Origin of the sequence: Kosakonia cowanii JCM 10956 = DSM 18146, assembly GCF_001975225.1 — a bacterium.
Classification (GTDB): domain Bacteria; phylum Pseudomonadota; class Gammaproteobacteria; order Enterobacterales; family Enterobacteriaceae; genus Kosakonia; species Kosakonia cowanii.
The window spans coordinates 4,122,544-4,145,640 of sequence record NZ_CP019445.1; the positions used below are offsets into that span (position 1 = coordinate 4,122,544).

22 protein-coding genes are annotated in these 23,097 nt (G+C 52.5%); 14 read left to right on the plus strand and 8 right to left on the minus strand.

The genetic code is table 11. The annotated features are described in order from the left end of the window. Window positions 1–10 precede the first annotated feature (10 nt). From fliJ to rcsA, 10 genes are all read left to right on the plus strand, one after another. Window positions 11–454 carry a flagellar export protein FliJ gene (gene fliJ / locus BWI95_RS19570; protein WP_023479175.1) on the plus strand — a complete coding sequence of 148 codons (444 nt, stop codon included), beginning with the start codon at window positions 11–13 and terminating at the stop codon, window positions 452–454. Beyond that, complete coding sequence (gene fliK, locus BWI95_RS19575; protein WP_076770092.1) at window positions 451–1,731, plus strand: flagellar hook length control protein FliK; 1,281 nt, start codon at window positions 451–453, stop codon at window positions 1,729–1,731. Before fliJ ends, fliK begins: the two co-directional genes overlap by 4 nt. Window positions 1,732–1,832: 101 nt before the next feature. Then, a complete protein-coding gene (fliL, locus tag BWI95_RS19580; RefSeq protein ID WP_042712913.1) occupies window positions 1,833–2,300 on the plus strand; it encodes a flagellar basal body-associated protein FliL in 468 nt (155 codons plus the stop codon). A gap of 4 nt (window positions 2,301–2,304) precedes the next feature. After that, entirely contained in the window at window positions 2,305–3,309 is a 1,005-nt protein-coding gene (fliM, locus tag BWI95_RS19585; RefSeq protein ID WP_054803160.1) for a flagellar motor switch protein FliM, read from the plus strand. Further along, window positions 3,306–3,722, plus strand: a complete 417-nt coding sequence (gene fliN / locus BWI95_RS19590) for a flagellar motor switch protein FliN (RefSeq protein WP_023479148.1) — start codon at window positions 3,306–3,308, stop codon at window positions 3,720–3,722. Before fliM ends, fliN begins: the two co-directional genes overlap by 4 nt. 7 nt (window positions 3,723–3,729) lie before the next feature. Further along, window positions 3,730–4,104, plus strand: coding sequence for a flagellar biosynthetic protein FliO (gene fliO, locus BWI95_RS19595; protein ID WP_054803161.1), 375 nt, complete (start codon window positions 3,730–3,732; stop codon window positions 4,102–4,104). Next, on the plus strand, window positions 4,104–4,841 hold the full coding sequence (fliP, locus tag BWI95_RS19600) for a flagellar type III secretion system pore protein FliP (RefSeq protein WP_023479117.1): 738 nt from the start codon (window positions 4,104–4,106) through the stop codon (window positions 4,839–4,841). The genes fliO and fliP overlap by 1 nt, the downstream gene beginning before the upstream one ends. 8 nt (window positions 4,842–4,849) lie before the next feature. Next, complete coding sequence (fliQ, locus tag BWI95_RS19605) at window positions 4,850–5,119, plus strand: flagellar biosynthesis protein FliQ (RefSeq protein ID WP_023479157.1); 270 nt, start codon at window positions 4,850–4,852, stop codon at window positions 5,117–5,119. A gap of 8 nt (window positions 5,120–5,127) precedes the next feature. Next, window positions 5,128–5,916: a flagellar biosynthetic protein FliR gene (fliR, locus tag BWI95_RS19610; RefSeq protein WP_076770093.1), complete on the plus strand. Its 789-nt coding sequence runs from the start codon at window positions 5,128–5,130 to the stop codon at window positions 5,914–5,916. A gap of 280 nt (window positions 5,917–6,196) precedes the next feature. Then, window positions 6,197–6,820, plus strand: a complete 624-nt coding sequence (gene rcsA, locus BWI95_RS19615) for a transcriptional regulator RcsA (protein ID WP_076770094.1) — start codon at window positions 6,197–6,199, stop codon at window positions 6,818–6,820. 43 nt (window positions 6,821–6,863) lie between these two features. Here the strand turns inward: rcsA and dsrB are convergent, their stop codons facing one another. After that, window positions 6,864–7,052, minus strand: coding sequence for a protein DsrB (dsrB, locus tag BWI95_RS23640; RefSeq protein WP_023479212.1), 189 nt, complete (start codon window positions 7,050–7,052; stop codon window positions 6,864–6,866). Between the two features lie 127 nt (window positions 7,053–7,179). On the opposite strand from dsrB, the gene yodD reads away from it, so the two are divergent. Together yodD and BWI95_RS19630 are read left to right on the plus strand one after the other, a co-directional pair. Then, window positions 7,180–7,410 (plus strand): YodD family peroxide/acid resistance protein, encoded by a 231-nt coding sequence (yodD, locus tag BWI95_RS19625; RefSeq protein ID WP_054803162.1) that lies wholly within the window; start codon window positions 7,180–7,182, stop codon window positions 7,408–7,410. 207 nt (window positions 7,411–7,617) lie between these two features. Then, entirely contained in the window at window positions 7,618–8,448 is an 831-nt protein-coding gene (locus tag BWI95_RS19630) for a mannosyl-3-phosphoglycerate phosphatase-related protein (protein ID WP_054803163.1), read from the plus strand. Here BWI95_RS19630 and dgcQ read toward each other — a convergent pair. The 3 genes from dgcQ to BWI95_RS19645 all read right to left on the minus strand — a co-directional run bounded on the left by dgcQ (window position 8,412) and on the right by BWI95_RS19645 (window position 11,373). Further along, a complete protein-coding gene (dgcQ, locus tag BWI95_RS19635; RefSeq protein WP_054803164.1) occupies window positions 8,412–10,121 on the minus strand; it encodes a cellulose biosynthesis regulator diguanylate cyclase DgcQ in 1,710 nt (569 codons plus the stop codon). The two genes, BWI95_RS19630 and dgcQ, sit on opposite strands and share 37 nt — an antisense overlap. A gap of 87 nt (window positions 10,122–10,208) precedes the next feature. Beyond that, complete coding sequence (locus BWI95_RS19640) at window positions 10,209–10,391, minus strand: YodC family protein (RefSeq protein ID WP_042717206.1); 183 nt, start codon at window positions 10,389–10,391, stop codon at window positions 10,209–10,211. A gap of 73 nt (window positions 10,392–10,464) precedes the next feature. Continuing rightward, window positions 10,465–11,373 (minus strand): DUF808 domain-containing protein, encoded by a 909-nt coding sequence (locus tag BWI95_RS19645; RefSeq protein WP_054803165.1) that lies wholly within the window; start codon window positions 11,371–11,373, stop codon window positions 10,465–10,467. Between the two features lie 212 nt (window positions 11,374–11,585). On the opposite strand from BWI95_RS19645, the gene yedA reads away from it, so the two are divergent. Further along, on the plus strand, window positions 11,586–12,497 hold the full coding sequence (yedA, locus tag BWI95_RS19650) for a drug/metabolite exporter YedA (protein WP_076770095.1): 912 nt from the start codon (window positions 11,586–11,588) through the stop codon (window positions 12,495–12,497). Between the two features lie 101 nt (window positions 12,498–12,598). On the opposite strand, the gene BWI95_RS19655 is transcribed toward yedA, so the two are convergent. From BWI95_RS19655 to drpB, 4 genes are all read right to left on the minus strand, one after another. Then, window positions 12,599–20,473 carry a hypothetical protein gene (locus BWI95_RS19655; protein ID WP_076770096.1) on the minus strand — a complete coding sequence of 2,625 codons (7,875 nt, stop codon included), beginning with the start codon at window positions 20,471–20,473 and terminating at the stop codon, window positions 12,599–12,601. Window positions 20,474–20,805: 332 nt separating this feature from the next. Then, window positions 20,806–21,276 (minus strand): very short patch repair endonuclease, encoded by a 471-nt coding sequence (locus tag BWI95_RS19660; protein ID WP_054803175.1) that lies wholly within the window; start codon window positions 21,274–21,276, stop codon window positions 20,806–20,808. 12 nt (window positions 21,277–21,288) lie between these two features. Continuing rightward, the gene (locus BWI95_RS19665) at window positions 21,289–21,987 is read right to left on the minus strand and encodes a phosphohydrolase (RefSeq protein ID WP_054803176.1); all 699 of its coding nucleotides are present in this window, start codon (window positions 21,985–21,987) and stop codon (window positions 21,289–21,291) included. 31 nt (window positions 21,988–22,018) lie between these two features. Continuing rightward, window positions 22,019–22,282, minus strand: coding sequence for a cell division protein DrpB (drpB, locus tag BWI95_RS19670; protein WP_023479203.1), 264 nt, complete (start codon window positions 22,280–22,282; stop codon window positions 22,019–22,021). Window positions 22,283–22,594: 312 nt separating this feature from the next. On the opposite strand from drpB, the gene BWI95_RS19675 reads away from it, so the two are divergent. Continuing rightward, on the plus strand, window positions 22,595–23,014 hold the full coding sequence (locus tag BWI95_RS19675) for a bleomycin resistance protein (RefSeq protein WP_054803177.1): 420 nt from the start codon (window positions 22,595–22,597) through the stop codon (window positions 23,012–23,014). Window positions 23,015–23,097: the final 83 nt, after the last annotated feature.

A 23,097-nucleotide genomic window follows, 5' to 3' on the forward strand; every position in this document is an offset into this window, starting at 1 on the left:
AGCTGACTTTATGACGCAAAACAGCGCATTAACGACGCTAAAGGATCTGGCGGAAAAAGAGGTCGACGACGCCGCACTGAAACTGGGTGAGATGCGACGCGCCTGCCAGCAGGCTGAAGAGCAGTTAAAAATGTTGATCGATTATCAGCATGAATACCGCAACAGCCTGAACAACACCATGAGCCAGGGGATCGATAACCAGCGCTGGCAGAACTACCAGCAGTTTATCCAGACGCTGGAGAAAGCCATTGAACAACATCGTCTGCAGCTGAAGCACTGGAACGAGAAAGTCGATTTCGCGCTCGGCTGCTGGCGCGAGAAGAAACAGCGTTTACAAGCCTGGCAAACCCTGCAGGATCGTCAGAGCGCCGCGGCGTTGCTGGCGGAAAACCGCCTTGATCAGAAAAAAATGGATGAGTTTGCACAACGAGCGTCATCGAGGAAAATAGAATGATCACTCTGCCAAAACTGGTAGTTACTCAAACCGATGATGTCGCAACCGGCGCATCAGCGGGTAAAGCAGGCGCTGATGGCGCACAAGATTTTCTCGGTCTGCTGACCGGCGCGCTCTCCGGCGTGCAACGCCCGGGTAGCGATGCCCCGGTGACGCTGGCCGATCTGCAGGCGGCCGCCCTGAGCGGCAAGCTGGCAAAAGGTGCAATCAACGGTGCTGCTGTCGCGGCGGCTGGCGGTGACGCACGCGCGCAAACCCCGGCGCAGAAGCTGGCGGATCTGCTGGCACGTCAGGATGCGAAAGCGGATATCGTTGCCAGTGCCCAGAGCGATGAAGAGATTGCGAAACTCTTCTCCGGCCTGACGCCAGCGGCGAAAAACGATGTCCTTGCCGCGCTAAGCAAAACGGCGAAAGCCAGTGATGTCAAAGCCGACAGCGACACCCCGAATGAAGATTTAGCCGGGCTGAGCGCCCTGATGGCGATGCTGCCGCATCAACAAGCAGCGCAGCTCAGCTCAGAGGCGAAACCGACGTCTACGACCGCCGCCATTGATGCTGGCGCAAGTGCGAAAACCGCGCTTGCAGGCCGCACGCTGAGCGACGCCGTGGATAGCGATCAGCCGCGCGGCAATGGGAAAGCGGATACCGCTGCGAACGGCGTACCGTTTAAAGCGGCAGACGATGGTCAGCAAAATGCGCCGATCGCCTCAACCTTCGCCGTTAAACGCGAGCATGAAACGGCTGCGCTGCAGACCACCAACACCACCGCCAGCATGGCACCGGTGTCGAGCGCCGTCAGCGGCGCGCAGGCCAGCGCTCCGGTGGCCGCGTCGGTTATCAGCGCCCCGCTTGGCAGCCACGAGTGGCAGCAGAATATTAGCCAGCACGTGACGCTCTTTACCCGCCAGGGCCAGCAGAGCGCCGAGCTGCATCTGCATCCGGAAGATCTGGGCCAGGTACAAATCTCGATTAAGCTTGAAGATAACCAGGCACAGCTGCAGATGGTTTCCGCCCACAGCCATGTGCGTCAGGCGCTGGAAGCGGCGCTGCCGATGCTGCGTACCTCCCTTGCGGAGAACGGCATCCAGCTTGGCCAGAGCTATATCAGCAGCGAAAGCTTCGCAGGCCAGCAACAGCAGGCCTCTCAGCAGCAACAGCAGCCTTCGCGTACCGGTAATAATGGCACGTTTGGCGGCGAAGAAGATGAAGCCATCGTTGCGCCGGCCAGCCTGCAATCCGCCGCTCGCGGCACTGGCGCAGTCGATATCTTCGCCTAAACGGCAGAGGTAGCATGATTATCCCCGTCTTTTCCACCCTTTGACCGGAGCAGGACACGGGATAATCATCGCATAAGCTGTTAACAGGAAGCCCGTATCAGATGACTGACTCCGCTATCACAAAAAAACGCAAGCGCTCTATCTGGATCCCGCTGCTGGTTTTAATCACACTCGCGGCATGCGCCGCGGCTGGCTATAGTTACTGGCGTATGCAGCAAAAACCTGCGGCTGATGCCAAGGTAGAAGCGCCACCGCCGCCGGCACCGGTCTTTTTCGCACTCGACACCTTTACGGTGAACCTGGGTGATGCGGATCGCGTGCTTTACGTCGGCATTACGCTGCGTCTGAAAGATGACGCCACGCGTGCACGACTGAGCGAATATCTGCCGGAAGTACGTAGCCGCCTGCTGATGCTCTTCTCACGTCAGGATGCCGCACAACTTGCGACCAACGAAGGCAAGCAGAACCTTGCTAACGCGATTAAAGAGACAATCGCAACGCCACTAGTGCCAGGACAACCGAAGCAGGAAGTCACTGACGTTCTTTATACAGCTTTCATTTTGCGGTAAAGACATGGGCGATAGTATTCTTTCTCAGGCAGAAATCGATGCGCTACTCAACGGCGACAGCGATAACAGCGATGATCCGAAACCGGGTAAAACGGGCGATAGCGATATTCGCCCCTATGACCCGAATACCCAGCGCCGCGTCGTTCGTGAACGTCTGCAGGCGCTGGAGATCATCAACGAACGTTTCGCGCGCCAGTTCCGTATGGGGTTGTTCAACCTGCTGCGTCGTAGCCCGGACATCACCGTCGGCGCGATCCGCATTCAGCCCTATCATGAGTTTGCGCGTAACTTACCCGTACCGACTAACCTTAACTTGATCCACTTAAAACCCCTGCGCGGTACCGGCCTGTTTGTTTTCTCGCCGAGCCTGGTGTTTATCGCAGTGGATAACTTGTTTGGTGGCGACGGGCGTTTTCCGACTAAGGTAGAAGGCCGCGAATTTACGCACACCGAACAGCGCGTGATCAACCGCATGCTGAAGCTGGCGCTTGAAGGCTACAGCGACGCGTGGAAAGCGATTCACCCGCTGGATGTCGAGTATGTGCGTTCTGAGATGCAGGTGAAGTTTACCAACATCACCACGTCGCCCAACGATATCGTTGTGAATACGCCGTTCCATGTTGAGATCGGTAACCTGACAGGTGAGTTTAATATCTGTCTGCCGTTCAGCATGATTGAACCGCTGCGCGAAACGCTGGTGAACCCGCCGCTGGAGAACTCACGTAATGAGGACCAGAACTGGCGTGACAACCTGGTGCGCCAGGTTCAGCACTCTGAGCTGAATTTAATTGCCAATTTCGCCGACATTCCCCTGCGCCTGTCGCAGATACTTAAGCTCAAACCCGGCGATGTGCTGCCGATTGATAAACCCGATCGCATTATCGCTCATGTGGACGGCGTACCGGTGCTTACCAGCCAGTACGGCACGGTCAACGGACAATATGCGTTACGTGTAGAGCACTTGATAAACCCGATTTTGAATTCGCTGAATGAGGAACAGCCCAAATGAGTGATATGAACAATCCGTCCGATGACAACAACGGAGCACTGGACGATCTGTGGGCTGACGCGTTGAACGAACAAAAGAACCCGCCGGCAACCAAGAGCGCGGCCGATGCCGTGTTCCAGCAGCTGGGCGGTGGCGAAGTGGGCGGCAATCTGCAGGATATCGATCTGATTATGGATATCCCGGTGAAGCTGACCGTCGAACTGGGCCGTACCCGGATGACCATCAAAGAGCTGCTGCGCCTGACGCAGGGTTCGGTGGTTGCCCTTGACGGTCTGGCGGGCGAGCCGCTGGATATCCTGATCAACGGTTATTTGATTGCACAGGGTGAAGTGGTGGTGGTCGCCGATAAATATGGCGTGCGCATTACCGATATCATCACCCCGTCCGAGCGTATGCGTCGTTTGAGCCGCTGAGGCACGTATGAAGACACAGGCCACGGTTTCGCAACCGTCCGCCGTTTCCGGTTCGCCACTTATTCAGGTGAGTGGCGCACTGTTTGGCATCATCGCCGTGATTTTACTCGTGGCGTGGCTGGCCAAACGCTTCGGCTTTGGCGGCAAGACCGCCAGCAGCCGGGGATTAAAAGTCACCGCCAGCGCTGCGGTCGGCACGCGTGAGCGCGTGGTGATCGTCGATGTTGAAGATGCACGTCTGGTTCTGGGCGTAACGCCCACCCACATCAATTTGTTGCACAAACTTCCTCCCGCCCCCGTCGACAGTGACGCTGTGAACGAGAAAAACGTCGATTTTCAGGCCGTGATGAAGAATCTGCTTAAGCGTTCCGGGAGATCGTGATGCGCCGTTTGTTATCTATCGCCGCCGCCGGGTTGTGGCTGGCGGCGCCTGCCGCCTTTGCCCAGTTACCGGGCCTGATCAGTCAGCCGATGGCGGGTGGCGGTCAATCCTGGTCGCTGCCGGTGCAGACGCTGGTGTTTATCACCTCGCTCACCTTCCTGCCCGCCATTCTGCTGATGATGACCAGTTTTACCCGCATCATCATCGTGTTTGGCCTGCTGCGTAACGCCCTCGGCACGCCCTCCGCGCCGCCGAACCAGGTGCTGCTCGGGCTGGCGCTGTTTCTGACATTTTTTATTATGTCGCCGGTGATCGATAAGATTTATGCCGACGCCTATCAGCCGTTCAGCGAGAACAAAATCTCTGTGGATGTCGCGCTGGAGCGTGGTGCCCAACCGCTGCGCGAGTTTATGCTGCGCCAGACCCGTCAGGCTGACCTGGCCCTCTTTGCCCGTCTCGCTAACAGCGCGCCGATCGAAGGCCCGGAAGCGGTGCCGATGCGTATCCTGCTGCCAGCGTACGTCACCAGCGAGCTGAAGACCGCATTCCAGATTGGCTTTACCATCTTTATTCCGTTTTTGATTATCGACCTGGTGATCGCAAGCGTGCTGATGGCACTGGGGATGATGATGGTACCGCCCGCGACCATTGCGCTGCCGTTTAAATTAATGCTGTTTGTACTGGTGGATGGCTGGCAGTTGCTGGTCGGTTCGCTGGCGCAAAGCTTTTACAGTTAGGAGCGGCAATGACACCCGAATCGGTCATGATGATGGGCACCGAGGCGATGAAAGTCGCCCTTGCCCTCGCCTCTCCGCTGCTGCTGATTGCCCTGATCACCGGTCTGGTGATCAGCATTTTGCAGGCGGCAACGCAGATCAACGAAATGACACTGTCGTTTATTCCGAAGATCATCGCCGTGTTTGTCACCATCGTAGTAGCCGGGCCGTGGATGCTGAATCTGCTGCTTGATTACATGCGTACCCTGTTCAACAACATTCCTTACATCATCGGGTAATCCGGCCTATGTTGAACGTCACCAGCGACCAGTGGCTGCACTGGATCAGTATGTACTTCTGGCCGCTGCTGCGCGTGATGGCGCTGATCATGACCGCGCCGATCCTGAGCGAATCGCGCATTCCCCGCCGCATTAAAGTCGGTCTGGGAATTGTCATTACCATCGTTATCGCCCCGACGCTGCCGGATACGCCCGATATCGGTATCTTCGCGCCCGCAGCGCTGTGGGTGGGGATGCAACAAATTCTGATCGGCATTGCGCTCGGCTTCACCATGCAGTTTGCCTTTGCCACAATTCGTCTCGCCGGTGAGCTGATTGGCCTGCAGATGGGGTTGTCGTTTGCCACCTTTGTCGACCCGACCAGCCACCTAAACATGCCGGTGCTGGCGCGCATTCTCGATATGCTGGCACTGCTGCTGTTTATGACTTTTAACGGCCATCTATGGCTGATTTCGATGCTGGTCGACACCTTTCACACCCTGCCGATCGGCGGTAACCCGGTCAACAGTAATGCGTATCTGGCGCTGACGCGCGCGGCGGGGATGATTTTTATCAATGGCTTAATGCTGGCGCTGCCGATTATTACCCTGTTACTGACCATCAACCTCTCCCTTGGTTTGCTGAACCGTATGGCACCGCAGCTGTCGGTGTTTGTTATCGGTTTCCCTGTCACATTGAGCGTCGGTATTCTGCTCATCTCGGCAATGATGCCGCTGATCGCGCCCTTCTGCGAACGTCTCTTCAGTGAGATCTTCGATCTGCTGGCAGATATCGTCAGCGAACTGCCGCAGAGATAGTACCCCTCTGCTTTGCAGTGTCATCCTGAGGATAATCCTAAAGTGAAATTTTAAAAACAGTCACCAGGATAACCCTGGCGCGGCTTATTTGTTTTTAGCATTCTCACAGAACGCAACATTTACTTTACTTTAAGATGATTCCTGGCAAATTATACGTAACTTTACGGGATAGTGGATTCGCCTGAGGTCTTCCCATGCACTTCAGTAATATATTCCTGTATGGCTTCTGAAGCTTCTGGCGGGTGGTGAATTATCGTTACGCATTGAGTGAGGGTATGCCATGTCAACGATTATTATGGATTTATGCAGTTATACCCGGTTGGGATTAACAGGGTATCTGACAAGCCGGGGAGTAAAAAAACGAGATATCAACGACGTGCAATCTGTTGATGAACTCGAATTAGCTTGCGCCACATTTCAACCTTCCGTGGTGTTTATTAATGAAGACTGCTTTATCCATGATCCAAGCAGCAGTCAGCATATAAAGCAGGTCATTAATCAGCATCCCCGTACACTGTTTATCGTGTTTATGGCCATCGCCAATATCCATTTTGATGAGTACCTGTTAGTCCGTAAGAACTTGTTAATTAGCTCAAAATCGATAAAACCTGAGTCTCTGGACAATATTTTGGGCGATTATTTGAGCAAAGAGAAAAAAAGTATCGGTACTATCAATCTGCCAACACTTTCACTGAGTCGGACAGAATCCAGCATGTTAAAAATGTGGATGTCAGGACAAGATACTATTCAAATATCCGATCAGATGAATATTAAAGCTAAAACGGTATCGTCACATAAAGGAAATATTAAAAGGAAGATTAAAACGCACAATAAACAAGTTATCTATCATGTAGTGCGGCTAACAGATAATGTTACTAACGGTATATTTGTGAATATGCGGTAAGACAAAATTCTTATATCTACCCTCCGCAACGGAGGGCGATAAATTATTCTGCCAGCTCGACGAAAACCCCATCCGGGTGATCTTTTTCATTAAAGAACCAGATACCGAGCGGGTAATCTTCAAGAGAAACCAGGTACATCGTACCTTCATTGAACGCTTCAACAGCCAGCACAACACCCGGACGGCGTGGACCTCCGTCCGTTTTGACCGTAACCCGATCGTTAACCTTCATAATCACTCCTCCAGTCACATTTACGCCAGTGTAGATCAAAACGCGCAGGCTGGCAGCCCGTGACATAAGCGTCACCTTTTTTCTGGCGTCTATACTTAAGCTCAGCACGCAACCATGAGGTGATAGCATGAAAACGGTGAGAGAGTACGACGAGACGGCCAAGCGTGACGTGCAGGTAGATATCGATGCACTGCTGGCGGCCATTAATGAGATCAGCGAAAGCGAAGTCCAGCGCATTGACGACGATGAGGGGCAGCGCGTCAGCGTCGACGGGCGTGAGTATCATACATGGCGGGAGCTGGCAGAGGCCTTTGAGCTGGATGTGCATGACTTCAGCATTACGGAAGCGAACCGCTAAAGAAATACCCCGGCCGGTTAACGACCGGGGAAACTTGCTTACGCAAGAAGCACTTACAAAATTCGCACATCAGGGGAATCTGATGTAGAGCCCACTCTATCGGCTATTATTTGCGCTGACAAGATATATCGATAAAACAGGCATTTAGCCCCAGAGCCCTCCCCTTTATAACGTATGCAGTGCCCTATTGATTCCAAGGAGCCAACGATGCCGAGCCTGGACGATCCGTTACTGATTTTTACCGACGTGGATGGCACCCTGATGGATAGCCATACCGGTGAATGGCAGGCCGCCGCAGGCTGGCTGAGCCGTCTGCGTGAGCAGGGTATTCCGGTCATTTTATGCAGCAGTAAAACCGCCGCCGAGATGGCTGCCCTGCAAAAGATATTGAGCCTGGAGGGTTTGCCGTTTATTGCGGAAAACGGGGCGGTAGTTCAGCTTGATGACTCCTGGCATGATGATGAGCACTACCCGCGTCTGATGAGCGGCGCGCCCCATGAAGAGATTACCCGCGTGCTGAACGAGTTGCGTAATACGCACGGGTGGAAATTTACCTCCTTTTCCGATCTCGACGAGAGCGTACTGGCGGAAGTGACCGGCCTGCCGCCTGCCCAGGCGGCGCTGGCAAAGTTACAGGAAGCTTCTGAAACTCTTATCTGGCGCGACAGCGATTCCGAAATGGCGGCGTTTGACGATGCTTTATCGCAGCTCGGTTTGCGTTTCGTGCAGGGGGCGCGTTTCTGGCACGTGCTGGATGAGCGCGGCGGTAAAGATCAGGCGGTGAACTGGCTGACGCGGCAATATCACCATTACACCGGGAAAAGCTTTACCACCGTCGGGCTGGGTGATGGCCCGAACGATGCGCCGCTGCTCGACAGCGTCGATTACGCGATTGTCGTCCGTGGTCTGAACCGTGAAGGTGTGACAGTGCGCCGCGATACGCCTGAGCGGGTCTACCACACCGAGCTTGAGGGCGCAGCGGGCTGGCGCGAGGGGCTTAATCAGCTGTTCGGCATCTCATCGTCGGCGCAAACCTGATTACGCCCCTGATGCTTCGCCCGGTAGAGACGCCGGTCGGCAACGGATTGCAGGTGTTCAAAATCGTAGTTCCCCTCTTCCAGCGCATCGCTAACCCCCAGCGATGCGCTAATGCGAATGGTCGTATGCTTATGGATGAGGATCTCCTTGCTGGCGATACGCAGGCGAATACGCTCGCCTATCGCGGCGGCCTCAGCCCGCGTGCAGCCCGGCAGAAGAATACAGAACTCCTCGCCGCCCACGCGCCCGGCAACCTGCTTATCGTCAAGGCTACTGCTGATTAACCCGGCGGTATGCGACAGCACCAAATCCCCGGCCTGGTGACCAAAGCGGTCATTAACCTCTTTGAAGTGATCGAGATCGAGCTGGATCACCGCGAAGGGCTGCTTTTGCGTGCGCGCCTGTTGTGAGAGGATTTTTGCCCGCTCAAACAGCACGCCGCGATTACAGAGCCTGGTTAACGGATCGTACCAGGCCTGCCACTGCAACGTATTCTGCATGGCGTACATATTCTTCACCATCCGGCGAATCACCCCCCAGGCCACCAGCAGCATGGTCATAAACAGCAGCCACAGAATGGCCATCGCAATGCTGATACGGCCAAAATCGCCGGTGATCCCTTCGCGCAAGGTGTGGATACGCACCAGCACGCCATCGAAATGTTTCAGTTTTTGCCAGCTGATGTAGCGTGCGCCGAGGCGCAGGCCGCCCACGGTATCTTTCGCCATCTCCGCACTGAGCCGCGCGCGCTCTTCAGGGTTAAAGGCGGGCTTCACGTTGTCGTCGAGCGAGGTGGTAGTGAGTAGCTTAAAGTGGCTGTCATAGAGCAGATAGTTGCCCTTCTCATCGCTTTCTCCACCGGGACTGGCGTGCATCAGCAGCGCGTGAATGGCATCAACGGAGAAACTGACTCCCAGCGCCCCCAGCCAGTTACCCTGATAATCGAGCGGTACGCTGGCCGTGACATCGCCATGATGCTCACTGCCCGGCGTCAGGTCGCTGAACCAGCGTACGCCACGTCCGTGGTTCTCCTGCCTCTGCTGGCCGATAAACCACGGCCGCATCAGCAGACGGTAATAGGTAGGCACAATGGTCTCTTCGCTGGCCTGAGTATCCGTAGTAATGAAGAATCCGGCGCGGGAGATATACCAGGCGCGACGCGGTAGCATCTGCGCATGAGTTGAAAGACGAAACAGGTAGCCCAGCTCCATCGCTGCGGTCAGTTCATTGTGCAGGTTCGGGTTGTCGCGGGTCAGCAGCGCCGTTTGTTCAACAAAGTAGTCCGAGACGCCATATACCGGCAGCGTGCGCTGGTTATCGCGACCGATCTGCCACTGCGGCAACACGCGTTTGCTGTCAAACTCTCCGTGGCGCTTTCGCAGGACATTAAGATCGAGCGGCGTTTGCAGCGCCGCCTCCATGGTGTGGCGGAAAAAGAGCAGTCGTTCAACGCCGACCTGCATCTGCATATCCAGCGCATTGCTGACATTCTCCAGCGCGCTACGCTGGCTCGTGGCATACGCGTTCTCCAGCACCAGCACTTCGCGCCAGGTGAGCACGGTCGAGCAGACCATCACGATCACAAAACAGAGGTTAACCACCCAGGTGGGATCGAAATAGCGTCCGGCGTTGTTACTTTGTCCGGGCAGATGATTAAAGGTGGAGTGGCGCACAGAGGCTCCCTGAAAAGTCTGGTTAACTGCTTTTGTCGCGCGCCGGTTGCCAAGAAAAACGCCCAGCAGAGCCGGGCGTTTGGTTGGTTATGCTTCTTCGTGAATGCGCTGCCCTTCGCCGGGCATTAGCTCATCTTCACGAAAGGCTTCCCGTTTGACCCCATAGCCGTCATACCACCGACACTCCACCATACCGCTGGCGTAACCGGTGACAATCATGCGCGGACCACCCTTTTTAGCCTGAACCTCATCACTGACCACAAAGACCATACCTGCCTCCTGAATCAGAGTGAAACGTTTTCACCATAGACGAAGTTTTTATGTTTTGCGTAATAGGACCGGCTTATTTCGCGCCACGCAGACGGTTGATGCCATTTACTACCGCGATAACCACCGCGCCGATAGCAAAACCGATAACCAGATTCGCCGCCATCGGCACCACTGCCTGCACCAGCGCATTTTGCGTGCTGGCGAAGTGCTCAATCGCGTGGTGCAGTGCCGGAATACCGTGAACCACAATGCCGCCGCCGACAAGGAACATCGCCAGCGTGCCCACCACCGACAGGATCTTCATCAGCCACGGCGCGACAAACAGCAGCCCTTTACCCAGCCCCTGCGCCAGCACGCCTCTCTTCTCCACCAGCCAGTAGCCCATATCATCCAGCTTGACGATAATCCCCACCAGGCCATAAACACCGATAGTGACCAAAAGCGCAATACCGGAGAGGATCAGCACCTGGTTGAGCAGCGGCGCTTCCGCAACAATCCCCAGCGTGATGGCGACGATTTCCGCCGAGAGGATAAAGTCAGTGCGCACGGCACCTTTGATTTTATCTTTTTCAAACTGCTGCGGGTTTTGCGCCGCCAGCGCTTCCAGCCGCTGCTGCCGCGCTTCCGGGCTCTCTTTATGTTTTCTCGCTTCGAAGGTATGCAGCACTTTCTCTACCCCTTCGAAACATAAATAGGCCCCGCCCAGCATCAGTAACGGCGTGATGGCCCACGGTATAAAGGCGCTGATCAGCAGCGCCAGCGGCACCAGGATCACTTTATTGAGCAGTGAGCCGCGCGCCACGCCCCAGACGACCGGCAACTCACGATTAGCGCGCACACCGGTAACCTGTTGTGCGTTAAGAGAGAGATCGTCCCCCAGCACGCCCGCGGTCTTCTTCGCCGCCAGTTTTCCCATTACCGAAATGTCATCCAGCAAGGTGGCGATATCATCGAGAAGGGTTAATAGACTACTTCCTGCCAAAATGTCTTCCTTTTTAATTAAGCTGCGCAAACCGCCCAGCGAGTGTTGAACGCGTAACAGTATGCGGTAAAAGATAGCAGGCGAAAATAACCTTGGTGAATGAGCGAACATAATGTCAACAAATATTTAACACCAGAGGTGTGATTAACCCCTCGCCATAGAAATACTTTTATCGTTAACTATAAGCCCCTTATCCTTTCCCGTGGTGGGTTATGCGTTTCAGGCAGGTTTTACCGCTGATTGGCGCGCTTTTTGCGCTCTACATTATCTGGGGTTCCACATATTTTGTTATCCGCATCGGCGTTGAGAGCTGGCCGCCGTTTATGCTGGCCGGGACGCGCTTTTTCTGCGCCGGCACGCTGTTAACCGTAGTGCTGCTGCTGACCGGCCACAAGCTGCCGCCGCTGCGCCCAATGCTTAACGCGGCGTTGATTGGCGTGCTGCTGCTGGCGGTCGGCAATGGTTTTGTGACCGTTGCTGAACACCAGAATGTCCCGTCCGGCATCGCGGCGGTGGTGGTGGCGACGGTGCCGCTCTTCACCCTCTGCTTTAGCCGCTTTTTTGGTATTGCCACGCGCAAGCTGGAGTGGCTGGGCATCGCCATTGGCCTGGTTGGCATCGTGCTGCTTAACAGCGGCGGCAACTTGAGCGGCAATCCGTGGGGTGCCGGGCTGATTTTGATTGGCTCGCTCAGTTGGGCGTTTGGCTCCGTCTACGGATCGCGTATTGAACTGCCGGTCGGCATGATGGCTGGTGCAATTGAGATGCTGGCCGCCGGGATCGTACTGCTCGCGGCCTCCGCGCTCAGCGGCGAGCGTCTGACCGCCGTGCCGCCGATTGAGGGCTTCTTCGCCGTCGGCTATCTGGCGCTGTTCGGCTCAATTATCGCCATCAATGCCTACATGTACCTGATCCGTAACGTCACGCCCGCCGTTGCCACCAGTTATGCCTACGTCAACCCGGTGGTCGCGGTGCTGCTCGGCACCACCTTTGCGGGTGAACATCTCTCCACAATCGAGTGGCTGGCACTGGGGGTGATTATTTTTGCAGTGGTGCTGGTTACCCTTGGCAAGTATCTTTTGCCTGCGCCCCCGGTGGTTAAGCGCTGCGAGATTGAGAAATAACCCCCTTCTCATCGTCGCCATAAAAAAGGAAGTATTACCGGGCTAAAAGAGGGTAATACTTCCTGCCTTCACGACAACCATTCTGTAATCCTGTGAGCAGCCTACTTGTCAATAAATTGTATTATTAGCTCCACGCCGAACCGGCTTGCGCCTAATACATCACAACTCAGTGAAACGTATCCGTCAAAATCAATCTCTTCATGGTTATACAGAAGGTTTAGCCCAACCTTCATAATCAACAATCCATTAGTAAAGTTAGGCATACCATCTAAAAAATCATCTATTGAAATCTTGCCGCGGACATAATCCGCCACTTTAAGTAAAAGTTCTTTAAGGTCATTGCTCATCTCCACGCTCTCCGTTGCACCTTTGTCGCCGAACAGTGAGCGTGTATGTTGCCAAAATTCATGACTCCGACTTTGCTGGTTAGCCAGTAGAGCGAGTTCATCTGCAGATAAATCCTCGGGTAAAAAACTCTTCGCTTCCGACAGTAAAGCCTCTTTGCCCTGTAATTTAGGGCTATAAAATACCGGGTAAGCCGTCACCTTTTTATTCAGGAGCCAGGCCAGCGCCTTACCGGCGGGTAGCCTGCCAAATGCACCAAAGTGACTGTAAAATTTAATTTCACTGATGCGGGATAGATCAACGGCAAAATTTTCGCTTCTTGCTAAACCACGGATAGTATCTGCCAGCTCCTGCGCATCCATACTATTAACCGCGCCGGGACCACCCATGGCTTTAATAGACAGCGTGCTCCCTTCTACAGAAAAAGCTCCCCCCTCGCCCAGTAACGCCGACACGCGCATTTTTTTCAGGGCAATTCCACCGGCAGAAATCACGTTATAGCGCCATACTTCAGCAGGGATATCCCTGGCGTGAATAATGGTACTTTTATCGGCTAATGAAGCATCAAGCTTTGCAGGGTTGATGATAATAAATTCACCATTGCCCAGGCTGTACATCACATGACCGGCATTGGATTTACCCATGCGCATAAAGGTCACAAGGTATCCCTGCGGCACAGCCATCATCTCCGCCTCTTTTTTAATACGCACGGGTGAAGTGAGCACATCCTCAATGGCGCCCATTTGGCCGTAAACAGGAGCCGGATTATTAATCACTGGCTGAAGCGCTCGCGCTAATCCCTGGGCCTGTTCGGGCGACAATTTACCGCACTGTGCCAGTAAATCGGTCAAACCGCTGATGCTATCCGTGTCCGCAGGAAGAGTGCTGGCTAAGTCGCGTAATGCCGGTTTGTCCGCGAGAAGAAGTCCTGTCGGCCTGGCCGCAAAGATCTGCATTTTTTCTCCGTCTGCATTACGTTTGGCCTGAGTGCCTGTAAAGTCGCCAAGCTGCTCAGCCAGTAGAATGCGGGGGTCATTGCTGAGCGCCTGATCAAGAGTGTTGTTATTTATGCCGGCAAAACGCCCGTTACCGACGCTGACCATAACGTGAACAGGATGTGTCGAAGTGGCCTGCACCGCTGCATTCGTTCGGAAGAAGAACAGCATTTCCCCTTTATCCACGCACAGCAGATCGTCCTGAGAGGTAATCAGCCGCGGCGTGTCGAGTAAGCCCGTGGCTTCGGTAATCGCCCTTCCTCCCTCTTCGACATGCTTTATGCACTGGCGCAGTAAATTCGCCGTTTCTTTATTCAGTAATTCACTGTTTTCGAGCAGATCCACAGCGTAATCTGCAGCATTGTCAGTGGTAACCGTTCTCCTCTGGCTACGGTGCACCGATGACATGAGTTCATTTCCTGCACCGTGCCAGAGCGCCGCAGTTGTCACTACCTCAGCACTGTTATCTGCCGCTACCGAATCGGGGTAATACCATTCAGGGCGCCTGAGCACTTTCGCATTGGGAATAACAGCCTGAGGCCCATGGTGGGTATATTCACTGTAAGCACCAAATATCTCATCTGCTTTTACGCGAGATTTATAATCAGCGTATTTAATCAGGCTGGCACCGTTGATGTTTGCATATTTTTGCGCCCACAACTCTTCAGGAAGAATAACAGGACCATTGAATTCATCATATTTTCTGGAGAACGCTCCCGCCGAGAGATCAAAAACATAGTCGCGATTATTTTTAGCACCGATAACGACAAAGTGGTTTGCCGGCATTTGATCCACAGAGTCTACAAAAACAGCCATACCGCGATAGCGGATGTTTTCGAAGCCTTTTTCGATCATGTAATTTCCGACTGAAGCCATTACATATTTGCTTCGTTCTGCAGGATTAGTCATCGCGAGTTTGATTGAATTACGTCTGTAAAGCTCCTCAAGTAAAGCCTGCGCATCAACCCCTTCGGTTTCTTTTGCATGCTGGGTATTAAAGGGGATTTTTTCATCAGGTAAATTAGTACGTAACCTCTGTATACCCATCTCAGGTTGAATACTGGTACCTTTCGCAACTGAGGTAACGACCCATTTGTTCTTTTCAGGATGCATAATCTGACCGGGATTTGATGGGTCTTTGGGATCAACAGTACGCCATGCTTTAGTTGTCGGGCTCCAACGCACTTCAGCGATACCGTTTGCAGTTTCTATATAATAAACGCGCAACCTGGTTTTCGGAGAGATGCTTACATAAACCTCACCGCCGCGCAAAGTCTGCTTATGCATATCTTTTAACGTTACATCCAGACGAATAAACTCTTTACCCACTGTTGCAGCGGCAGATTTTCCAGGAACAATATTATGAAAGATCATGTCAGCGCGAATTTTAGACATGATATAGCTGGAGAGATCGCGTAGCATTAATGCATCAACTAAATCGAATATCGCGCTGGCACTTATTTTTCCCAATTCAATAGCGTTGATAACCCCCTGTTCTCCCATCTCACGAATCATATATTTATACAAGCTTTTACCTGTTAAACCTCTCGCGACCCCTTCGCGTGCGATAGTTGCGATCCCTTTCGCATTATTTATCAGTGCGCCTATTTTTGCCCCTAACTGCGCCGCAACACACACTACCGCAAAAATATCGGCAATGAGAGCAAAACCATCGGGTTGATATTCACCATCAGTCACAGATCCATATATATCGGAATAAAATGGGATGAAAATACATGCAATACGATGCAGCGCAGATGGCTTATAAAGATCGGATTTAAGTTTATTGGCCGAACGATCGAGCGCATTTTTCATACTGATGTTCAGCGTAACGACAAGACTATGGTGTAATTGCTCCTCATGTTTATAAACACTGTACTCGGTGCCACCAAAGTGAGCGTGTGCAAAGGGGTTAGGATATTCCGTCTTATAAAGGATGTTATTGATGAAGGCCTCTTTTTCTTTCGCTGCACGTCGCGTGCCATCCCAATAAATTTTTTCATTTGCGTGACCGAACTGCTTTTTAAAAAAGGCCTCGGTAAATACACTCTCCAGCCCATGGCTATGAACTCTCTGGGGCACAAGATTGGCAATGGCGTTCAGCCACGGGTTGCTGTGCATTTGCGCTTCAGTAAAGCGTCGACTAAAGGTTGCATTTGGAAAAATGGAAAAAAAGACCCAGTTATTGTCTTTAAGTTGAATAAATAACAGCTCTCCGGCATGAACATTTTTGACATTATTTTTCTTTCTGACATCGAGCCGGATGCTTTTTTTAACAGGTGCTGTAATTTCATCGACCGAAAGACCTGAAACAATCAGCAACTCCTTAACCCGCTCGCTTGCTTCATAACTGCTGTACTTTCTTTTGTACTCAATAAATTGCTGGTTGTAATACCATTTACTCGAAAAATATTCTCTACCCAACATTGTAGATAAGGAGGTGTATCCTTCTGGAATATCTTTTTCAATCATTAAGGGGTTTAATTCATGACGGCTTTTTGCATAAGTATCAATGATCTCCTGCGCACGAAGATTTTTTAGATGTGAAACGCTCTTTTTATTCTTCTGCAACCAGTGCAGCATAGCGGGAAGAAGATCGCGTGCTGCAGCGTTTTCTTCCCCGGCAAAGATTTTCGGGTATATCTCATCAGTAACGTTGTTCGCCCAAACAATATCAGCATAATTCTCCCTGGCGGCGGGTATTGTAATATTTATCGTTTCCAGAGTTTCGACCAGTTCGACATATGTTTGTTGTTGCACCAGTATTGTTCTTACGGTTGCCCGGGCGATACGAAGCGTATCAATCTGTTCGCTGTCCCATTCGCCGTCACCGAAGCGAAGGCTTTGTCGGAGTTTAACTTCCTTCAGCGCCAACTCTGCAACGGCTTCTTTTGCGGCGGTAATAATATCTGATGTATCATGCTGCAATCTTAGGCGTTGGGTAAAAGTTTTATCGCCAAGCGCCATCCCCTCCTCATATCGCTGGTATTTTTCCTTATACGCCTGAATAAGTTGTCTGTAGCTATCTATTTTTTTCTGCACTCTGTTAACGATGGATTGAACAACGCTTCTTTCACCCTCTTTTTTCTTCAACTCGGTGGTAAAATCTTGGCTATATCTTACATAGAAAGCCATAGCAAGAGAGGCACTAATATATTCGCGTGGATTGTTTTCCGCCTCCCATATTTTATTTTTCAAGTCAGCGATGCTAGCGTTAATTTTCGCCAATCGTTTCTTTTCTTTCTCGAAGAATTTCTTATTAAGCTTATTATATTTAGCCAGCGCGTCATCGGCGAGGATGCGCGCATAGCGCGCGGTGGCTAATATACTGACATCGGTAATATCAACATTGAATGCTTCCCAATAGTGAGACAGCAACTGCTGATTCCAGAATAAATTCGTACTCTCATATGCTCTGCCTTTAAGGATCCCGTCCGCCACACTCTGGGTGTCGAGAATCATTTTTCTGAGCATCATAATTGCGATAAGATTTTCATTGTCTGGATGCAAATAAAGATTATAAAACTCTCTGTTGATGATATTAATTATCCGTTTAATTAAGCCACCCCAGGAGATAAAGTTATCCGCAGAAAGAGACGCATCAATCCTTTTTTTCGCTGCAGAGTCCAGATTAGATTCTGCAATGTTTTTTTGGATAGCTAAAAAGGCGTTAAACTTTTCAACATCGGTCTGATCTGCGTAATCCCAGTAACCATTAACATCACTGATAATTACGACTTTTTTCATACCCCACGCGCTAACAAACACGCCGTATAGATCGGCACTCAATTTCTTGCAGGGCCAGAAGCGACCGGCAAGATAAATATATAAATGCCCATCGTCAGCATGGTAAATACCTCCCTCACGGTGTACGCCAGTGAGGGCAAGATTATAAGCGCCCCGTACGTTCCAGCCCCTGACATCAGATAATAAAGCAGCCGTTGCACCTTTATTACCCGGCTCCTCTTTTACTTCACTCTCATGCTGTAAATCAGGTGCCGTTTCCCGTTCGGGCGCAAGATCAAAATCTTTCGCGGAGGGTTCCTGGGGATACCCGGCTGCGCGTTTTTTCCGCCGTGGCGGTAAATTTTCATCTGTTTCTGCGAAGGGTGCTGCGGGTTTCGCCGCCAGCTCACCTTGTATAGCCGCTTCGGCCATGAAGTTCTCGACTTCCCGCACAAGTGCCTGCTCAATACAACGCCTCAGCGCAGTATTAACCCCTGCCCCCGTTCCGACAAACCCTGCCTTCCAGGCCAGCGCCTGCGGCAACGAAACGATCTGTTTTGTAATCTCACCCTGCTGTTTATAGAGAGGCGCGGCCGCGACGCTAATATCTCGCGTTGGTGACAGTGACATCGTTAAACGAAACGCGATTGGCGATAACGCTTTATTGATAATGCGATCGCGAAGAGAACTATTCACCCCCGTTTGCCCTTCCCTTAGCACGACTCGCACGGGTAGAGAACATGGTCCGATTGTCAGGCTAAAACCTTCCCGGAGTATCGCTGACAATGCGCCACCGATTACCTTGCTCTCAGCCCAGCGCTGGAGATCCTCCGGCAGGCTACGGGATCCGGCCAGGATCGCCTCCGGCGTGGGTGGGTAAGCCGTGGTATCTTCTGCTGCAAGCTGAAGCGCGAGTTTTAGCCTGCTTATGAAACCTTCAGCCTGCGGATCGGCTTTTTTCGCCAACTGACTGCGGCTATCGTTAATGAGTTCCAGCACCGTTCGGTCAAATAAGATGGCTGCTTCGGTTTTGTTTTGCGGGTGGACGTCACGTAAGTACTCCTGACGTAACGCTGTCGCCCAATCGCTTATGCCGCGTACCAACATTCCACTGTGCGAGAAACTGCCCAGCGCGCGGCCCGTTATCTCAACGACACTATTTTTGACCCCTGCTTTCATCCGCATTAACGCCACTAACCACTGCGCAATATGGTGATTAAGTTCAATCCTGCCGCTGTGACCGAGTTTCGCGAGGCGAACCACTGCCCTCTGGATTTGTAATGCCAGCTGGCTTAACCTCCCTGCGGTTTGACGGAGGATTTTATCGAGTTTTTCGATCCCTTCTCCTCTGCCCGCATCGCGAAGCGCTTCAAATTGAGCGCTGCGGAATAAGTCTGCCCACTCATCTTTTGTGCGTTTAGCCAGGGGATCAATAAGCGCTTCCAGCTGCTGCTGCGCGTGATGTGCGACAGAGTGCCAGCGCGTTGCCTCAGCCTCCACCTCTTGAGTGAGCAGATGATTGAGCGCCGGTAACACCTCATCACCCGCGCGAGATTCGGTCATTTGCAGATACTGCTCAACTGCGTCTGCGACTCTCCCTGCGGCGGCAGGGATCTGTTTGATTCGCCGTTCTGTCTGTTGAATTGCGTCAAGCAGAAGCAATGCGCTATCTCTTACCACACGGTTGAGAGTTTCGCTGGAGGGTGGCTGACGCAAAGGCTTCTCCCTTGCGCTCACTCTGGTAAGGGTATTGTGCGGGCCAGCGCCGGCCTGCTTTGCAAGTTGGGTGAGATTTCTGACCCGGCACCCGGCGCGATGCCACAGTTTATCCGCCGCTTTTTTCTCATCGTCAGGCGCGACACGCTTTTGTACCTGCTTCAGCCTCGCAGCCAGGCTTCCAAACATCTTGCCAATGTGCAGGATATGACGAACCAGCCGGATATCATCGGGCTCATGATCCTCCCCTGCTTTGCGCTCGCTGACCTGCGGATTACCTTGCAGCGCACCATCAACTCCGGGCATCGGGTACGCGAAGACCAGATACTCCTGCATCCAGTCTGCCAGTTGCTCAGCACTCCCCAACGTCACTCGATCCCCTTGCCTCAGTAACATCTTCATCGCGAATAGCCGCGCATCACGGGCATTACTCTGTATGACGTTGGCCTGCTGTTGCAGGTATTCTGCCAGACGCTGGCGGGTCAGCCGGGTTTCAGCCATAAGCGACTGTTTCAGCTGAGCGAATCGCTGATACTCCACACATGACGCATTGCTTGCGGACAGAAGTAACTCCTCAGCCTGTTGAGGCTGGGTGAGTTCCTGTGGGAGTGCGGCAATCAAGTTATGTCGATACGCATCCGCCGTTGCGGCAACCTGCGCGTCCCACTCCAGATGCTCGACTTTTTCGGCGGCGGTGACAGCATCCAGCGCATCGGAGATCGCGTACATTAAATCGAAGGCGTAAGGGTCTATTTCATTCGCGGCGGGATGGTGGCTTTGTTGCAGCAATAACAGGGTGTCGAGAAAATGGTGAGCGGGGGCGAGAAGCCTCTCCGGCACAGTTGTACCCTGCACGGCCCGTACCTTTTCCTGTATCCGCTGAATGTCGGCCGCATCAGGCTCATGCCTGTTGTATCCCCGATGTCGCTTTTCGATGAGGTGCGGCATCTTGCGGCTCAGGGTCTCAAGAAGGCGCGCTTTCAGGTGTTGTGCCTCTTCTGTTTGCCGCGATAAGCATTCGCTGCTCACCCCATGGAGATCTCGCGACGGAATATCTATCGCAACGTCAATCATCTCCTCGCAGAATAACGCCTCACCATCTTCAGCCTTTTTTACTGCAGACGAAAAAGATGCCTTTTCATCATCAGTAAAGAGGATATGAACTGTTTTAGATAAAGCCTCGTGAGATGACATAAAACCTCCACAATAAAAAGAGTGATCTATTTCAATCTATTGGGGGTCGTCTTATTCAGACGACAACAACCCTGTTGATCATCAGTAAATACAACATGTGTTGGTTTTAATAAAAGCGAGTCAGATGGCATGCGTCCCACACAACAAAACAGGGATTTTATTCAATCCGATAATTAATCAGCGATGGGCTTCGATTTTTATAAGCAACAAAAGAGCGTTGCCTTTTTACGGCAGTAATTTATGAAATTAGAGAGGTGATTTTAACTTTCTTATCAGGGATCAGGGTCTCACTCATCCTTATTTACCAGGGAAATTATTTTCGCTATGGCAAATTAAAACGCGCCATGAATTCCCTGGGTGTCGATCTGTGCGGTCTGTTGCCCCTCGCAGATCCACTCCTCCAGGCGAACGCTGAGCGCGTCGTCGCTGAGTTTCAGTTTTCCGCGCAGCGCACACTCCCAGACGACTAACACCCGCCAGCCCTGCTCCAGCAGCAGTGCGCAGTCGCGGGCGTCGCGCGCCACGTTTTTGCCAATCTTCTCTAACCAGAAATCGGTACGCGTGGCGGGGACTTTAAACAGATAGCAGTTGTGATGGTGCCAGAAACAGCCGTGGGTGAAGATAACGCAGCGGTAGGCATCAACGATAAAATCGGGGCGTCCGGGCAGAGTGGCGTCCTGCACGCGAAAGTCCAGCCCCAGCGCCTCCAGGCAACCGGCCAGCCGTTTCTCAATGGCGGTATCGCGCGTGGCGATGGCGCGCATATTCTTGCTGCGCGTCGCTTTGTCATGCACATCTGCCATCGTTCCCTCTCCTCAGGATGGGCGCGCGCTGTAGCGGCGCAGCACCTCGTCATCAAGACGCTGAAAATCGCCCTGCAGTTCGGCGCTCAGTTTTGCCATAAAGTGTACCAGGAAATCGGCGTTATGCTCGGCCAGGGCGCGGCCTTTGGCGGTCTGCATGGTCGCAGGCAGTTTTAGCAGCTTGCAGAGAAAGTGGTCGAGGGCAAAGCGTTTGTCGTCCAGTTCGCGGCGGGCAGCAAAAGGATCGTCGCCGTCAAACAGCGCGCCGCCCATGCTGCCGGAGACGGCGAAGACCCGTGCCAGACCAATCGCGCCAAGGGACTCCAGCCGGTCGGCATCCTGCACGATTTTAGCTTCAGGGGTTTGTGGCGTAATGGCGGCGCTGAAGCTGTGCGCCTCAATGGCGTGGCGCACCGCAGGAATGGCGCTTTCGGGAAAGTCAGGAAAGTCGGTAGTAAGGATCGCGGCGGCTTTTTCTGCCGCCCGCTGCGACGAGGTGTGACGCAGCGGATGATTTTTGGCAAAGCTGACAATGTCGTGGAAGTAGCAGGCGGTAAGCACCACCAGCGCGTCAGCCTGTTCGCCTTCCATCAAGGTTTGCGCCGTTTGCCATACGCGGCGAAAGTGCGCGAGATCGTGAGCGGCATCGGCGTGGGTAAAGTGCTGCGTCATCCAGCTGTCAAAGCGCTGCTGCCAGTCGAAGAGAGACATGCATCATCCTGTGAAACGGTGGAGCCCTACGTCACGCTTGCATATCACGTGGACGTGTATACCAGGCAATGGCGCCCAGTATCGCACCTACCGCACTTAATGCAACGATGCCAGACACCGTGTTTAACCCGCTTTCGACAGATCGCGCTGCGCCGCTGGCGAAGCCTGATGCAATATCAACAGGGCCGGCAAGCCAGAGATTGCTCGCCAGAGACCAGCAAAAATAGAGGCAGAAAATCCAGAAGACCCATAGCGCCAGCTTTCCACCTGCGCTACGAACTGCGAAATCGTCCATAATCTCGTTTTCCTTTTGTGGTCGGGGATTGTTAATAAGATACGTTCTCACTATTCAGAGTTCTCCGACATCATATCGTCAGAAAATATGAATTAAAGATATATCAACAATTTTGATACTTTTAAGGCATAACGCCGGAATAATTCGCATCGTTTGCAGCGTTAAGCACTTGTTAACTCATTGATAAATAAACTAATTATAAAAACATTTATGAATATATGGTATTAGCAAAGCCGAAAAAGGAATAAGCATGCACGCGCAGGATTCAGAAGGTCTGCCGGATGTTGGGTCTGTTAATAAAGGATAAGAAAGTTGATTGATAAGAATGAACCCTTCTGGAACCGAATGGTTCCAGAACTGACTGTAACGGACTTTACAGCCTCCCTGCACTTCTATGCAGACGTGCTTGGCTTTAACATCATGATCAAGCGCAAAGATCCTGATTTTGCTTATATCTCTCTTGGTGAAGCACAACTGATGCTTGAGCAGTATCATCCGGATGGCTGGAATACGGGCGAACTCACCAGGCCATTTGGACGAGGCATTAATTTTCAGATAGAAGTGGACGATATTGAACAGATCCTCGCCCGGGTGCATGCACATGGCGTAACGCTTTATCGGGATCTCCACGATAGCCATTACAGCACCGGAGAAACGTCCGCCTGCCAGAGAGAGTTCCTCGTGCAGGATCCCGATGGTTATCTTTTACGCTTTAGCCAGTACATTGAATGAAATATCAATGTCTGTTTCTGATACAAAGCCGACAACTTAACAGAACTGAAGGTCTGCTTTGAGCGAAGAGCTGAAGTTCGGAA

What these genes read in the sequence shown, in the direction of transcription:
- dsrB (WP_023479212.1), bottom strand. Translation starts at nt 7,052, where the DNA reads ATGAAGGTTAACGATCGGGTTACGGTCAAAACGGACGGAGGTCCACGC.
- BWI95_RS19665 (WP_054803176.1), bottom strand. Translation starts at nt 21,987, where the DNA reads ATGTCTCTCTTCGACTGGCAGCAGCGCTTTGACAGCTGGATGACGCAG.
- rcsA (WP_076770094.1), top strand. Translation starts at nt 6,197, where the DNA reads ATGTCAACGATTATTATGGATTTATGCAGTTATACCCGGTTGGGATTA.
- fliL (WP_042712913.1), top strand. Translation starts at nt 1,833, where the DNA reads ATGACTGACTCCGCTATCACAAAAAAACGCAAGCGCTCTATCTGGATC.
- BWI95_RS19640 (WP_042717206.1), bottom strand. Translation starts at nt 10,391, where the DNA reads ATGGTCTTTGTGGTCAGTGATGAGGTTCAGGCTAAAAAGGGTGGTCCG.
- fliK (WP_076770092.1), top strand. Translation starts at nt 451, where the DNA reads ATGATCACTCTGCCAAAACTGGTAGTTACTCAAACCGATGATGTCGCA.
- yedA (WP_076770095.1), top strand. Translation starts at nt 11,586, where the DNA reads ATGCGTTTCAGGCAGGTTTTACCGCTGATTGGCGCGCTTTTTGCGCTC.
- fliN (WP_023479148.1), top strand. Translation starts at nt 3,306, where the DNA reads ATGAGTGATATGAACAATCCGTCCGATGACAACAACGGAGCACTGGAC.
- BWI95_RS19660 (WP_054803175.1), bottom strand. Translation starts at nt 21,276, where the DNA reads ATGGCAGATGTGCATGACAAAGCGACGCGCAGCAAGAATATGCGCGCC.
- fliP (WP_023479117.1), top strand. Translation starts at nt 4,104, where the DNA reads ATGCGCCGTTTGTTATCTATCGCCGCCGCCGGGTTGTGGCTGGCGGCG.
- fliO (WP_054803161.1), top strand. Translation starts at nt 3,730, where the DNA reads ATGAAGACACAGGCCACGGTTTCGCAACCGTCCGCCGTTTCCGGTTCG.
- fliJ (WP_023479175.1), top strand. Translation starts at nt 11, where the DNA reads ATGACGCAAAACAGCGCATTAACGACGCTAAAGGATCTGGCGGAAAAA.
- drpB (WP_023479203.1), bottom strand. Translation starts at nt 22,282, where the DNA reads ATGGACGATTTCGCAGTTCGTAGCGCAGGTGGAAAGCTGGCGCTATGG.
- BWI95_RS19655 (WP_076770096.1), bottom strand. Translation starts at nt 20,473, where the DNA reads ATGTCATCTCACGAGGCTTTATCTAAAACAGTTCATATCCTCTTTACT.
- yodD (WP_054803162.1), top strand. Translation starts at nt 7,180, where the DNA reads ATGAAAACGGTGAGAGAGTACGACGAGACGGCCAAGCGTGACGTGCAG.
- BWI95_RS19630 (WP_054803163.1), top strand. Translation starts at nt 7,618, where the DNA reads ATGCCGAGCCTGGACGATCCGTTACTGATTTTTACCGACGTGGATGGC.
- fliQ (WP_023479157.1), top strand. Translation starts at nt 4,850, where the DNA reads ATGACACCCGAATCGGTCATGATGATGGGCACCGAGGCGATGAAAGTC.
- fliR (WP_076770093.1), top strand. Translation starts at nt 5,128, where the DNA reads ATGTTGAACGTCACCAGCGACCAGTGGCTGCACTGGATCAGTATGTAC.
- fliM (WP_054803160.1), top strand. Translation starts at nt 2,305, where the DNA reads ATGGGCGATAGTATTCTTTCTCAGGCAGAAATCGATGCGCTACTCAAC.